Below are 14,330 nucleotides of genomic sequence, written 5' to 3'. Positions count from 1 at the left end.
GATTAACAATCTAATTCTCCAGCAATAACATTCATACTTGATAAGGTGATAATAGCGTCTGATAGACTTTGCCCTTTTACGATCTCATTGTAGGCCTGATAATAGATAAAACAAGGTCTTCTGAAATGCAGTCGATAAGGGGTTCTGCTGCCATTAGTGATTAAATAAAAGCCAAGTTCTCCGTTTCCGCCTTCCACTGCGTTGTATACTTCAGTGTTGGGAACCGGGATTTCACCCATCACTATTTTAAAGTGATAGATAAGGGCTTCCATGTTTTCATATACATCTTCTTTAGGTGGAAGATAGTAATCCGGAACATCAGCATGGTAGGGTCCTTCCGGCATTTTTTCCAATGCCTGACGGATGATTTTGATACTTTCCCATACTTCAGCGTTTCTCACTACAAAACGATCATAACAATCACCATTTTGTCCTACAGGAATGTCAAATTCAAAATCTTCATATGAGCAGTATGGCTGTGCCACACGAACATCATAATCTATACCGGCTGCTCTCAGGTTTGGACCTGTAAAGCCATAGCTCATGGCCATTTCTGCTGAAACTGCTCCTGCACCAATGGTTCTGTCCATGAAAATACGGTTTCGTGTAAGCATATTTTCAAATTCAGTCCATACTGCCGGGAATTCGTTTAAGAATTCATCTATCTTTTGGAAAGCTTTTGGCGACCATTCTCTTTCAAATCCACCGATTCTTCCCATATTGGTTGTCAGTCTTGCGCCACAGATTTCTTCATAAATTTCATAGATTTTTTCGCGGTACTGCATTACATATAAGAAACCTGTAAGTGCTCCGGTATCTACTCCCATTACTGAACTGCAGATGATATGATCGGCTATTCGAGCCAACTCCATGATGATAACACGCAGATATTGTACTCTTTTTGGTATTTCAATACCCAATGCTTTTTCTACAGTCATCCACCAACCCGTATTGTTAATAGGTGATGAACAGTAGTTCAGACGGTCGGTAAGGACGTTTATTTGATAAAAAGGACGGTTTTCAGCTATTTTTTCAAAGGCACGGTGAATGTATCCTACAGTTCCTTCTCCGTCTAATATTTTTTCACCATCCATAAGCAGGATGTTTTGAAAAATACCGTGCGTAGCAGGGTGAGTAGGTCCCAAATTTAAAATAGAAAGTTCAACACCGTCTTCTTTTAAACGAGCCTCGATTTGTTTTTGAAATCTATTTTCTGGAGTTAATAATAAATCAGACATATATTTTTATATTAACAGTTAGGGCCGGTTCTTCCGAAGAAACGGTCATCTTTGTCAGTTCTTCCCTGATCTTCAAGAGGAAATTCTTTTCGCAAAGGGAAGGATTGCATCTCATCCATATTGAGAATCCGCTTTAATTGCGGATGCCCCTTAAATTGTATTCCGTAAAAATCGTAGGTTTCTCTTTCCTGCCAATTGGCTCCAGGGTATAAGGTTACAATAGAATCAACTTCTGGTTGTGATGCTTTTAAATAGGTTTTGATACGGATACGAACATTTTCGAACCAGTTGTGCAGATGGTAAACAACTGCGAACTGACGACTTTCTTCATAGTCAGGATAGTGTACACCACACACATCAGTAAGAAAGTTAAAGTTCATTGCGGTATCTTCTTTGAGGAAGCGAATGACTTCATAAAGCGCATCTGCCTGAACCTCTAAAGTAAGAATATCATGTGACTGGTGAAATTCTGATACTTTCATACCAAAATTTCCGATCAGTGCCTTTTGTATGTTTTCGTTTGTTAAGCTCATAGTTATTCGATATTGTATGAGTTTAATAAGTGTTTATATTCTTCCGAACTTCTTCTTCGTACCGATTCATTTTTTACAATTTCCTGAAGCTGTAAAATACCGTCGAGAATTTGTTCCGGTCTTGGAGGACATCCCGGTACATATACGTCTACCGGTATTACTTTATCAATACCCTGTAAAACGGAATACGTATCAAATACACCTCCTGAACTGGCGCAGGCTCCAACAGCAACTACCCATTTAGGTTCTGCCATCTGTTCGTATACCTGACGTAAAATAGGAGCCATTTTTTTAGCAATAGTACCCATTACCAATAGCATATCGGCCTGTCTCGGAGAAAAACTCATTCGTTCCGATCCGAATCTTCCGATATCGTATGTTGCTGCCATCGTTGCCATGTATTCAATACCGCAGCAAGAAGTAGCAAAAGGCAAAGGCCATAGTGAGTTAGCTCTTGCTAAACCTACAACTTCACTTAGTTTTGTTGCAAAAAAACCTTCTCCGGCATATCCTTTCGGAGGATCTACTTTATTTATTTTTGAATCAGTGCTCATACTTTCTGAATTAATCCCATTCTAATCCTTTTTTCTTGAATTCGTATAACAAACCGATCACCAGCAGGAACATAAAGATGCCCATTTTCCATAATCCATCCCATCCAAACTCTTTAAAATTTACTGCCCAGGGATACATAAATATAACCTCAACATCGAACAGAACAAAAAGAATGGCTACGAGGAAATACTTTACATTGAAAGGTATTCTGGCGTTTCCGATAGATTCAATTCCACACTCAAAGTTGATGTCTTTATTCTTAGATGCCCTTTTAGGCCCAAGCAGACTTGATATGTAAATAGTCAATATTACAAACCCTGCAGCGAAGCCTAATTGCATTAATATCGGTACAAAATCAAACTGATTAGAAGTCATATTTGTAAAAATTTTTGATATAATTCACAAATATAAAACTATAATGGCAGTTTAAAAATGGTTTAAGATTAAGTATCCGGTTTTATTGAAGCTTTGAGACTAATTTAAAATTAGTTTAAATAAGAAAAGAGAAACCTGAGGAAGGTTTCTCTTTTCATTTTTTTTGTACTGTGTCGGTTATAATGATTGAATAAACTGTAATAGTGCTTCTCTGTCTTCTTTAGATAACTGCTTGAATTTTTGCTTAGCGTTTTCTGCTTCACCTCCATGCCATAAAATAGCCTCTGTGAGATTTCTCGCTCTGCCGTCGTGTAAGAAATTTGTGTGGTTGTTTACTACGAAACTCAGACCAATTCCCCAAAGCGGGCGCGTTTTCCATTCTCTGCCGTTTGCAAGAAAGTCAGGTCGGTTATCAGCCAGTCCGTCACCCATATCATGCAGCAGCATATCTGTATAAGGATAGAACGTCTGATATGATAAAGCCCTTATAGAACTGTAGCCCGTCTGCTGTTTTGGGGTATGGCAAGTAGCGCATAGTAGATTCTCAAAAATTCTGGCTCCTTTGCGAACGGTGATATTATCAGTGTTTCTTGGTGCCGGTACTGCGAGCGTTTGTGTATAAAATGTAATATTTGCCAGATTTTCATCTGGTAATTCAGGATCATCATCAAATCCATCGGAACCGTTAGATTGTCCATATCCGGTTTCAAAGGGAAAGATATAATTGGTAATACCCATATCTTCAACATATGCAGCTGCACACTGTATCAGAAGATTAGAAACGTTGGCTTTCCAGCCAAATCTTCCTAATTCTGATCTTTGAGTCAGCGGATTCCATACATAATTCGCTTTTCCATATATACCATCCTGATTATGATCGTTAAGATCCTGCGCTGCCAGAATAGCTTGTTCGGGTATCGCTTCTAAGAGTCCAAGACCGAATACGGGTGGTGCAATTCTGGGGGAGAGCAATGCATCCTGAGGAAAAGGGATGTAGGTATTGATAACCCCAAAAACAGGCTTTCTCAACGATACAATAGTTCCGTCCGCGAGTGTTTCCGTAATTTCTTCGTATTGCACTGTATATTCAGCTTCAGGCAGAAAATTGTATAATGCCTGATTTTGTATTTGTAGTCCAAAGCCGCTAACAGCTACAGGACCTCCGTTAATACTGGTTCCGGGAAGGCTTGTGCGTAACAATAGACCGCTTCTTGATGTCATGTTTACCGGATGAGCAGCTCTGCCATCTCTGGGATGACATGAGATACATGATGAATTGTTGAAAATCGGGCCTAATCCTGAATTGACATCGTTTGGAGCCGTTACAAAAATGGATTCAAAATCTAAATCTCCTTTGAGATGGGTTGATAATTCATCTACTGTCAGAGCGGGTGAAGGTGTACTGTAAGAGTTGCTTGTATTGGTAAAAATGGTATTATCGCCTCCGGCCATTTTTCTCAGTGAGAGATCAGGGTAGTTACTTTCTTCAATTGATGTATAATCATCGTTTGAGGAACAGCTGACCAGAAACAAGAGCAACGATAACAGTAAAATGACTTTACTGATTTTCATTCGTTAATTTTTATGCAAGAGCCCCCACATAATAATATGTAAGGGCTTTTGGTGAATAATTAGTAGTGTTTACTGCAGATTATTAACCACAAATGGTTTTAATTCTGCCTGTAGTATAGTTTGTAGATCTCTCACTTTTTGCTGTGCATCTTTTACGGCATTTTTATTACTGTAAATTGCTTCGGTAAAAGTACCTGGAATTGCATTAATTGCATTGATTGCAGCTGTAACAGCATTTTTTATTTTGGTATCCAATGCAGGATTTTTAGCTGCAATAAGTGTGGTTAGCCCTTTTCCATTTCCGTTTGTTCCATATTTTCCTAAATAGATATTTTGAATACTTCTCATATTATCTGCAAAATCCAGTTTAGAGTTGTTGCTGAAACGCGATTCTTCCAACTCCGGTTTTGGAGTTGATGATTCCGGATTTAACGGATCTTCTATTTTTCCGTTAGCTACTTCATCAGCAATGATAATCAAACCTTCAGTAATTTCTTCAAGTACAGCTGTGTAAGAAGGATATACTTCTGGAGAAGGGTTAAGGAAGTTGTTTACAAAATTACCTCCTGATGCAATCCATCCGTTGTATAATTTTTGGGTATTGTTTTGCAAATCAGTAGCTGCTGCTTTTAATAACTCTAATTGGCGTACGGTAAGTTGCTGCGCAGTTTTATTACCTGCTTCTCCCCATAGTAAAAACTCAATTAAATGGAATCCACGTGCCTCATTATTGTTTTCTATTGTTTGTACAGTAATGGCATTGCTGCTGTTAAGGATGTTGTTCATCGCTTCTACATCTACCGGCCATGTGTCCATAGCAGGATCAATACCTTCGCTGTCAACAGGTCCGTATAAAAAGCCTTCTGTCTGCTCCCATGGTGCTCTGGCAGCTACCCATGCCTCTTTTGCTGCCTGTAAATTAGCTGCGTTAGGCGTTGTTGCCAACTGATTGATTACAGAAGTCAATGCAATAGCTTTTTGATTTAAATCATTGTAAGTAGCAATAATCACATTGTTTGAAGTATTGCTCACTACTTCCTGTAAAGTAGCGTTTTGAGGATCTGTTCCTGTGCTGTCATCGTTATCACTACATGCAACAAAACTTAATGTTGCAAATCCGACACATGCCATTTTAAAGAAATTATTTTTCATTAGTTATATATTTAAGTTGTTTTTTAGAATGAAAATGCGATACCGGCAGAAAATGTGTTTTCTTTTTGTTTTTTACCTGTACCTAAAGAGGTGATAGGATCAAAGTGTTCTGATCCCAGAGTTCTATTTTGATAATGGGCTTTAGCCACAATGTTTGGTGTTATCAGCCAGTTGATTCCAGCTGTTGCTGCGTTCCTTTCCCATCTGGGTTTTTTTACAACAGCACCTTCTGTTTCATACATAGTATCATAATAATCATAGCGTACAAACGGATATACCTGTTGTTGGGCATCTGCTTTAATAAAATGCAGAACTTCATAGCCTATTTCTGCTGAAACACCTACTGCTTTTTTACCAACAGGGGTTCTTTTTACTCCTAAATTGTTAGATAGAGAAGCATTCTTGCGGGTTACGAGGTCTGAGTTTTCAATGTCACCATATAAGCCTATGGCATTAAATCTAATGTGTTTTTCGTTATATGTGATATGGGCTTCTACGATTTTTACGTAGGCTGATTTATCCATATCATTTTTTGGTCGGTTGGCAGCGGCATCATTCACGTAAAAGGCCATACCGGCATAAGTGTTTTTATGGGTGCCGAACTTATAATCCAGTCGCAGAGTATAAGCTAAAGATTCTCCTACAGACATCTCAAAACGCTGTTGATATCCGTCTTTAATCCAGCCTCTTGAACTAAAACCGCTGGCATCTAACCCACTTGTAATCGATACTTCGTATAATAAGCGGTTTTTCCAGAATTTTCCATAAAACTGTAAACCGTTTTCATACCAGCCCAGCGGAAGTATTTCATTTTCCATCTCTTGCCGATGTGTGGTAAAATAGCTGGTAGGACGGTCCAAGTTCTGTGCAAGTCCGAAGTGGATTTTCATGCGTCCTGCACGCACGTTAAATGCGGGATGTATAGAGAAATCGAGATAGAGCTGCTCGAGTTTCACTTCTCCTCCCGACTCAATTTCCTGTTCGTATTCACCAAATTCTTCCTGAGTATCAAGCTCTATTGTGGCACCTGTTCCGCCATGTTCAAACTCGATTTCCGTTTTCAGTTTAATCCAGCTGTTAAATTCATAATTTAGATACAAATTGAGTCGCTCAGGATCAAATTTATCTTTGATGTTTAAATCAGTATCGTATTTGGTGTAGTTGTAATAATTTACTACTCCATAACCGCTTAGGGTAAAATTACTCCAGCTAAAAAGCGACTTATTTTCTTTAGAAAAATCGTTTTTTATTTCTGTCTTTAATTCTTCACGAAGCTCTTGTTTAATTTCTGCTTTTATTTTCTGTATATCTAAAGAATCTACTTTTTGAGCAAGCAATGATACAGATGAAAATAGCGTGAAAAAGAGGAATACTTTTTTCATTGTAAAGGACGAATTTTCGGCAAATATATAATTTATTTAAATACAGTCTAAATAAAAATAATTTATTTTTTAACTTTTTATTTAGAGTAATGTTGTGATATATAACCTGTAGTTATGATGGCAGCTCAGAAAGTAGTTTTCTGTAGATGAACAGATAAAGAAATATTTTTTTGTTTTGTATTAAAAGTTTATATATTTGTCATAGCAATAGGAAACAGTTGCCTGTTTATAAAAGAAATCTTAAGAAGTTGCAGGATGTTTCAGCAACTATTATAAACAGATTGATATGACTTTCAACAGTTCTGTATAGAACAATAAAAGACGGATATTAAGATAAGCTATTTTATTACTTAGGATATAATGACTGTTATGATTATCTCAAGCTACATTAAATAGTATTATTTTTTATGGGTATGATTTAAAAGAGAATACGATTAAAGTATTAGTCTTATAATATTTTCGTTGAGAAATCTTCACTAACCACTATGATTTCTCCATTTAATCAATTCGTTGATGGATTTAATACAAATATCCAGAGACTTAATTCTATCTCATTGCATAGCCTATTCACTACAGAATGACAACCATTTTTAATACGATTAGAATCGGATAAGAAATAAATAAGTATAAATAATCTTAAAACATAAAAAATGAAAAAAAAGAAAACACTATCAGTATTAATTATCTCTGCTCTTTTTCTTGTTAACTGTAATAAGGATGATTCCAGTGTTGCCACTCCGACTAAAAATGTAAATCCTATTATTGGTATCTGGAAATTGGTAGAAGAACATGAAAATGGAATTGCTTTACGGCTTAGCGATTGCTCTTTAGAAGAAACTTATATATTCAGCGCAGAGCAATTTGTACATGAAATTTATGCTGTTTCTCAAAGGCCTAAAGCTTTGTTTGAGCATGATAATTCCAATGCTGTTGTTGAAAATCTTTCACAGGATAATAATAACGTAATAAAGTGTGAAAAAGATTGGCAGGGTGTAGGTTCTTGGTCAGCACAGGAAAATAACTATACACTTAAAATTAATGGTACAACAGAAAATCGTACCATCCGCTTTACAAATGCCAGTCATAAATTTTATTATGAAGAAACTACTACTACATTTGGAGTAACAAAAGTAAAACGATACGTTTATCAAAGACAATAAAGTTTTTAAAAATGCAAAAACGGTTCTTTAGGAACCGTTTTTTTATGGCTGAGTTATATATAGCCAATTATTTATTATGAAATAACCAACATCCAGTTATTTATAAAATTCTGTAGCATAACATTAATTCGCAACTATTTTATATGTAAAATACACTACTTTTGATCTTTTGGAGTTATTAAACTATGTTTCGTTGGCTGTTGTTTGGTATCGTATTCTTTTCTTTTTCCTGTATGTTAGCACAGGAAACGAAATCTTTGTATCGTAGTAAAACAATACCTGCGCAGGAAACCAATATCATCATTGATAGTGTGGCGCTCAACTCAGGATATTTTAACCTTACTGATTTTTACGGGAACAAAATTGACAGTACCTTATATACAATAGATTTTTCTAAAGGGATTCTAACCCTTTTACAGCCAGTAAATGATTCTTTAAAGCTCGATTATCTGGTATATCCTGATTTTTTAACCCAAACCTATTCGCTGTACAATACCAACCGTGTGGTGTCTAATGAAGCGGGGCAGCATCTGTTTGTAATACCGGAAAAAAAGCAGAGCACATTTGTACCTTTTGACGGATTGGTAACAGATGGAAGTATAACCAGAGGAATTACTGTTGGAAACAATCAAAACCTTGTGACCAATTCCAATCTCGATTTACAGATAACGGGTAAACTCTCAGATGATGTGAGTATTAGAGCTTCTATTCAAGACAGTAATGTGCCTTTGCAAAATGGGGGCTATTCACAGAAAATGGATGAATTTGATCAGATATTCATAGAACTGTTTTCAAAAAACTGGTCTATAAAAGCAGGAGATTTATTTATTGAAAACAGAAAATCCAGTTTTTTAAACTTCAATAAAAAAGTACAGGGTATCTCTACAAAATTTATACTGAATGGAAAAGATTCCAAAACAGAAATTGAAGCAGCAGCGGCGTTGGTAAGAGGCCAATATGCCAAAAGCGAGTTCACAGGGCAGGAAGGGAATCAGGGACCATATAAACTAAAGGGTTCTAATGAAGAATTATACATACTCATTATCTCAGGCTCAGAAAATGTGTATGTAAACGGACGTTTGCTGACACGTGGCGAAAATAACGATTATGTAATCGATTATAATTCTGGGGAAATCAGATTTACATCTTTATTTCCGATTACTGCTGATATGCGTATTGCCATTGAATACCAGTACACAGACCGTAACTATACCCGCTTTTTAGGATATGGAGGAATCACTCATCAGACAAAAAAGTGGAATTTTGGAGGATATGTATACACAGAAACGGATATAAAAAACCAACCCTTACAACAGAATCTTAGCAAAGAACAGGTCAATATTCTTAAGGAAGCCGGAAATGATCCGTCAAAAATGATGGCACCATCAGCCTATGAAGACACGTTTTCTGAAAATAAAGTGCTGTATAAAAAAGTAACAAATAATGGTTTTGAATATTTTGAGTATTCCAATAATCCACAGGACACCTTATATATGGTCAACTTCTCGGTAGTTGGAAACAATCAGGGTAACTATGTACTGGCTTCATCAGCAGGTATCGGTAAAATATTCGAATTTGTAGAACCTGTTGGTGGAATACCTCAGGGGAATTATGAGCCGGTTATCCGTCTTATCGCTCCTACAAAAACAACTATGGCTACGGTAATGGCTAAATATAATCCGGATGAAAAAACGCTTATCGATACTGAAATTGGATTCAGCAACAATGATCAGAATCTCTTTTCCCCTTATGATGATCAGAACAATAAAGGATGGGCAGGAAGGTTGAATGCCAGAAAAAGAATTCTTTCTACTAAATGGAAAGTAGATGCTTTTACCAATTTGCAATTTGTACATCAGAATTTCAGAACACTGGAGCGCCTGTATAGTATTGAATTTGATCGGGACTGGAGTTTAGATGAACAGTTGGGAAATCAGAGCCTGTTGACATTAGGTCTGATCGCGAAACCGAATGAAAACAGTACTTTTACATATCAGCTTGATAAATTGGAATACAGTCAGTCCTATCACGGACTTAAAAATGTATTGACAGGAAACTTTGTAAAAAATAATTTTACATTGACCACCAATTCCAGTATTCTCAGGGCGAAATCAAATATCAATACCACACAATTTGTACGCAGTAATACAAGAGCTGTTTATAAAAAAGACAAACGTTGGGTAGGTGCTGTGATTGATCTTGAAGACTATCAGATCAAAAATAATGAAACCAATTTATTTCAGGGACTAAGCCAAAAATATTTTCAGACAGATGTATTTGTCGGAAAAGGAGACAGTGCTTCTATGTATGTAGAAATAGGCTATCAGTTCCGAACCAATGACAGTCTTCAGAACGAGCGTTTGCAGCGAACTACTCAGGCAAATTCGTTTTATGTAAAGTCACAATTGTTTAAAACTCAGAAATCAGATTTAAATGTATATGCCAATTACAGAATTCTGGATTATAAATATGGAGATACACCTACAGAAAATACATTAAACTCTCGTATTGCCTATAACGACCGTTATTTTAAAGATTTTCTGCAACTCTCTACATTATATGAAACAACTTCAGGGGCTATTGCCCAGCAGGAATTTACCTATATAGAAGTAGAACCGGGACTGGGAACGCATATGTGGATTGATTACAACAATAATGGCATACAGGAACTGGAAGAATTTGAAATTGCACTGTATCCAGATCAGGCAAAATATGTGCGCATGTTTTTACCGAATCAGATATATGTCAAAACACATCAGAATAAATTTACCCAAATGGTCAATTTTAACTTCAGTAGTTGGCAGAATACTACAGGGATTCGAAAATTTATGAGTCAGTTTCACAATCAGACTACTTATTTAATTGACCGGAATATCCTTAGGGAGGGCAACAGCATTCCTTTAAACCCGTTTGACAACAGTACAGAAGATCTTGTAGCGATCAACTCCAATTTCAGAAACAACTTTTATTTCAACAGAGGAAAACAGCGGTATTCCACCACCTATTCCTATATCGAAAACAGAACCAAAAATTTATTAAATTTCGGTAGCCTTGAAACCCGTATAAAAACCCATCAACTCGTGTTCAATCATCTGGTACAAAAAACATGGCTGTATCAGCTAACAGCAAAAACGGATCAGGTGATCACCTTGTCAGAAAATTATGAATCTAAAAACTACAGGTTGATGAATTATACATTGAATCCTAAAGTCTCTTATCTGTTTTCGACCAACGCAAGTCTTGATTTCTTTTATGAATTTAAAGATAAACGAAACCAGCAGGAATCTTTTGAAGTATTGGTACAGCATCGGTTGGGAACTTCTTTTACTTACAATACCAATAAAAAATTCTCTATGAACGGGGAGTTTTCGTTTTATGAAAATAAATTCACAGGAAATGCTTTATCTGCAGTTGCTTTTCAAATGCTGGAAGGGTTGCAGCCGGGTAGAAACATGACATGGCGTTTTTTACTTCAGCACAATATAACTAAATATCTTGATGCCAATATCAGCTATCAGGGAAGAACTTCTGAAACCTCAAAAGCAATCCATACGGGAAGTATCCAATTGAGAGCTTTCTTTTAAAGAAAAGTTTTATATTTGTTAGAAAAGTATATAAAGTATGAGAATAATTCCCTTTTTAGCAATTGCTGGTGTTTTGTCATTAGCATCGTGCAATAAAACTGCTTCTGAACCTGCAAAGGAAACAGAAAACACTGCAACAACTCCTGTTGCTGAAACGCCAGCAACGCCATCATCAACGAATAGCGGGCAAAAAACAGCAGAATCAGGTGTGAAATTAAATCCACCTCATGGAGAACCAGGCCATCGTTGTGAGATTCCGGTTGGGGCACCTTTAGACAGTCAGCCTTCAACTGCAGTTCCTACACAGCAGAACCAAACACCTGCACAACCTGCAAACGGAGGAAAAGGATTTTTGAGTTCAGGAAACAATGCCGCACAGCAAGGACAGCCACAACAGGTACCACAGCAACAAACGGCGCAAAAAACAGCTCCTGGTTTTTCAGGAAAACCAAATCCTGCACACGGACAACCGGGTCACCGTTGCGATATTCAGGTAGGCCAGACGTTACCATAAAATAGTATACAACCACTCTTCGGAGTGGTTTTTTTATTGTTAAGGAATTCATTTTTAAACAATAAATAAGATGTATGCTTTTACAGATAGGAGTTTTATATCGGCTACAATTCGTATAATCCATAAAAAAGAGTGTCAGATAAATGAGAGATAGTATAAAATTCTTCCTTATTTTTGTTGCTTTATTAAAGTTTTGAATTACATGATACAAAATCCTAAAAGATATACGGTTACTGCGGCTTTGCCTTATACAAACGGACCTATACATATCGGGCATCTGGCCGGTGTATATGTACCTGCTGACATTTATGTGCGTTTTCTGCGCCAGCAACATCAGGATGTTGCGTTTATTTGTGGAAGCGACGAGCACGGAGTAGCTATTTCAATGAAAGCCAAAAAAGAGGGCATTACGCCACAGCAGGTAATTGATAAGTATCATACCATAATAAAAGATTCTTTTCGTGATTTTGGTATTTCGTTTAACAATTATTCACGAACCTCTGCACCAATACATCATGAGACTGCTTCAGAATTTTTCAGAAAATTATATGACAACGGAAAATTTATTGAAGAAATAACGGCTCAATTATACGATGCAGAAGCAGATCAGTTTTTGGCAGATCGCTTCGTAAAAGGTACTTGCCCTAAATGCGGTAATGAAGAAGCCTATGGAGATCAGTGTGAGAAATGCGGAACCTCTTTAAACGCAACGGATCTGATCAACCCAAAGTCAACCATAACAGGCTCAACACCGGTTCTTAAAGAAACGAAACATTGGTTTTTGCCTTTAGATCAGTACGATACTTTTTTGAGAGAATGGATTTTAGAAGGGCATAAAAATGACTGGAAGCCCAATGTTTACGGACAGGTAAAGTCATGGTTGGATGATGGTTTGAAGCCACGTGCGGTAACCCGTGACTTAGATTGGGGGATAGATGTTCCGGTTGAAGGAGCGGAAGGAAAAAAACTATATGTATGGTTTGATGCTCCAATCGGATATATTTCATCTACTAAAGAATGGGCAAAAAAAGAAGGAAAGGACTGGGAGCCTTACTGGAAAGATAAAGATACCAAACTGGTTCATTTTATCGGAAAAGATAATATTGTTTTTCACTGTGTCATATTTCCTTCAATGCTTAAAGCAGAAGGAACGTATATATTGCCGGACAATGTTCCTGCGAACGAATTCCTTAATTTAGAAGGAAACAAACTTTCTACTTCTAAAAACTGGGCCGTTTGGCTCAATGAATATTTAGTAGATTTTCCGGAAAAGCAAGATGTGTTACGATACGTACTGACCTCCAATGCACCGGAAACCAAAGACAATGACTTTACATGGAAAGATTTTCAGGCAAGAAATAACAATGAATTGGTAGCCATTTTCGGTAATTTCATCAATCGTGTAGTGGTATTAACAAACAAATACTACAACGGAGAGATTCCTGCTCCAAATGAATTCTCAGAAGTAGATCAGGCTACTTTGGCAGAACTTAAAGCCTATCCTTCAGTAATTGCAAGTTCTGTTGAAAGATATCGTTTCCGTGAAGCTTTGGGAGAAATGATGAATGTAGCGCGCTTAGGGAATAAATACCTGGCAGATGAAGAGCCATGGAAATTAATCAAAGAGAATCCGGAGCGGGTAAAAACCCAAATGTATATCGCTTTACAGATTGCTGCGGCATTAACCACGCTGGCAGAACCTTTCCTGCCTTTTACAGCAGCTAAATTAAGTGTGATTCTGAAATTGGAAACACCAATTGACTGGCAAAAACTTTCACAAACAACAGACCTTCTTTCGGCAGGTCATACAATCGGAGAAGCGGAATTGTTGTTTGGAAAAATTGAAGACGAAGACATACAGAAACAGATAGAAAAACTGGAAGCTACAAAAACGGCCAATGCTGCAGAAGCAAAAACCATTGAACCGCAAAAAGAAACAGCGCAATTTGAAGATTTTGCTAAAATAGATTTGCGTGTCGGAACCATTGTTGAAGCAGAGAAAATGCCAAAAGCCAATAAATTACTGGTATTAAAAGTAGATACAGGATTAGATGTCCGCACAATAGTTTCAGGTATTGCAGAACACTTTTCTCCTGAAGAACTTATTGGAAAGCAAGTTACCGTTTTATTGAATCTTGCTCCAAGAAAATTAAGAGGAGTAGAAAGTGAAGGAATGTTATTACTGACAGAAAATGCAGAAGGAAAACTTGTATTTGTTAATCCGGACACAACAGGTGTGAAAAACGGAGCTACAATAGGATAGTT

General features: G+C 37.0%; 10 protein-coding genes and 1 pseudogene. 4 read left to right on the top strand and 7 right to left on the bottom strand.

Annotation, left to right across the window (positions count from 1 at the left end):
• Window positions 1-2: 2 nt before the first annotated feature.
• From QW060_RS15475 to QW060_RS15445, 7 genes are all read right to left on the bottom strand, one after another.
• On the bottom strand, window positions 3-1,238 hold the full coding sequence (locus QW060_RS15475; RefSeq protein ID WP_290364364.1) for an NADH-quinone oxidoreductase subunit D: 1,236 nt from the start codon (window positions 1,236-1,238) through the stop codon (window positions 3-5).
• An 11-nt stretch (window positions 1,239-1,249) separates the two neighbouring features.
• Window positions 1,250-1,771, bottom strand: a complete 522-nt coding sequence (locus tag QW060_RS15470; protein ID WP_290364363.1) for an NADH-quinone oxidoreductase subunit C — start codon at window positions 1,769-1,771, stop codon at window positions 1,250-1,252.
• 2 nt (window positions 1,772-1,773) lie between these two features.
• A complete protein-coding gene (locus QW060_RS15465) occupies window positions 1,774-2,325 on the bottom strand; it encodes an NADH-quinone oxidoreductase subunit B (RefSeq protein WP_290364362.1) in 552 nt (183 codons plus the stop codon).
• 10 nt (window positions 2,326-2,335) lie between these two features.
• Complete coding sequence (locus QW060_RS15460; protein ID WP_290364361.1) at window positions 2,336-2,701, bottom strand: NADH-quinone oxidoreductase subunit A; 366 nt, start codon at window positions 2,699-2,701, stop codon at window positions 2,336-2,338.
• A 177-nt stretch (window positions 2,702-2,878) separates the two neighbouring features.
• Window positions 2,879-4,273, bottom strand: a complete 1,395-nt coding sequence (locus QW060_RS15455; protein WP_290364360.1) for a di-heme oxidoreductase family protein — start codon at window positions 4,271-4,273, stop codon at window positions 2,879-2,881.
• Between the two features lie 69 nt (window positions 4,274-4,342).
• Window positions 4,343-5,425: an imelysin family protein gene (locus QW060_RS15450; RefSeq protein ID WP_290364359.1), complete on the bottom strand. Its 1,083-nt coding sequence runs from the start codon at window positions 5,423-5,425 to the stop codon at window positions 4,343-4,345.
• Window positions 5,426-5,448: 23 nt separating this feature from the next.
• Entirely contained in the window at window positions 5,449-6,807 is a 1,359-nt protein-coding gene (locus QW060_RS15445; protein ID WP_290364358.1) for an autotransporter outer membrane beta-barrel domain-containing protein, read from the bottom strand.
• 650 nt (window positions 6,808-7,457) lie between these two features.
• On the opposite strand from QW060_RS15445, the gene QW060_RS15440 reads away from it, so the two are divergent.
• The 4 genes and pseudogenes from QW060_RS15440 to metG all read left to right on the top strand — a co-directional run bounded on the left by QW060_RS15440 (window position 7,458) and on the right by metG (window position 14,328).
• A complete protein-coding gene (locus QW060_RS15440; RefSeq protein WP_290364357.1) occupies window positions 7,458-7,967 on the top strand; it encodes a hypothetical protein in 510 nt (169 codons plus the stop codon).
• 185 nt (window positions 7,968-8,152) lie between these two features.
• Window positions 8,153-11,551 (top strand): hypothetical protein, encoded by a 3,399-nt coding sequence (locus QW060_RS15435; protein WP_290364356.1) that lies wholly within the window; start codon window positions 8,153-8,155, stop codon window positions 11,549-11,551.
• Window positions 11,552-11,756: 205 nt separating this feature from the next.
• Window positions 11,757-12,065, top strand: a pseudogene (locus tag QW060_RS28895) (hypothetical protein); the annotation flags it as partial.
• A 202-nt stretch (window positions 12,066-12,267) separates the two neighbouring features.
• Complete coding sequence (metG, locus tag QW060_RS15425; protein ID WP_290364782.1) at window positions 12,268-14,328, top strand: methionine--tRNA ligase; 2,061 nt, start codon at window positions 12,268-12,270, stop codon at window positions 14,326-14,328.
• The last annotated feature ends 2 nt before the right edge of the window (window positions 14,329-14,330 follow it).

The organism is Paenimyroides ceti (assembly GCF_030409925.1).
Note: the sequence above shows the minus strand (reverse complement) of the source record. Positions and strands in the feature narration are given on the sequence as shown.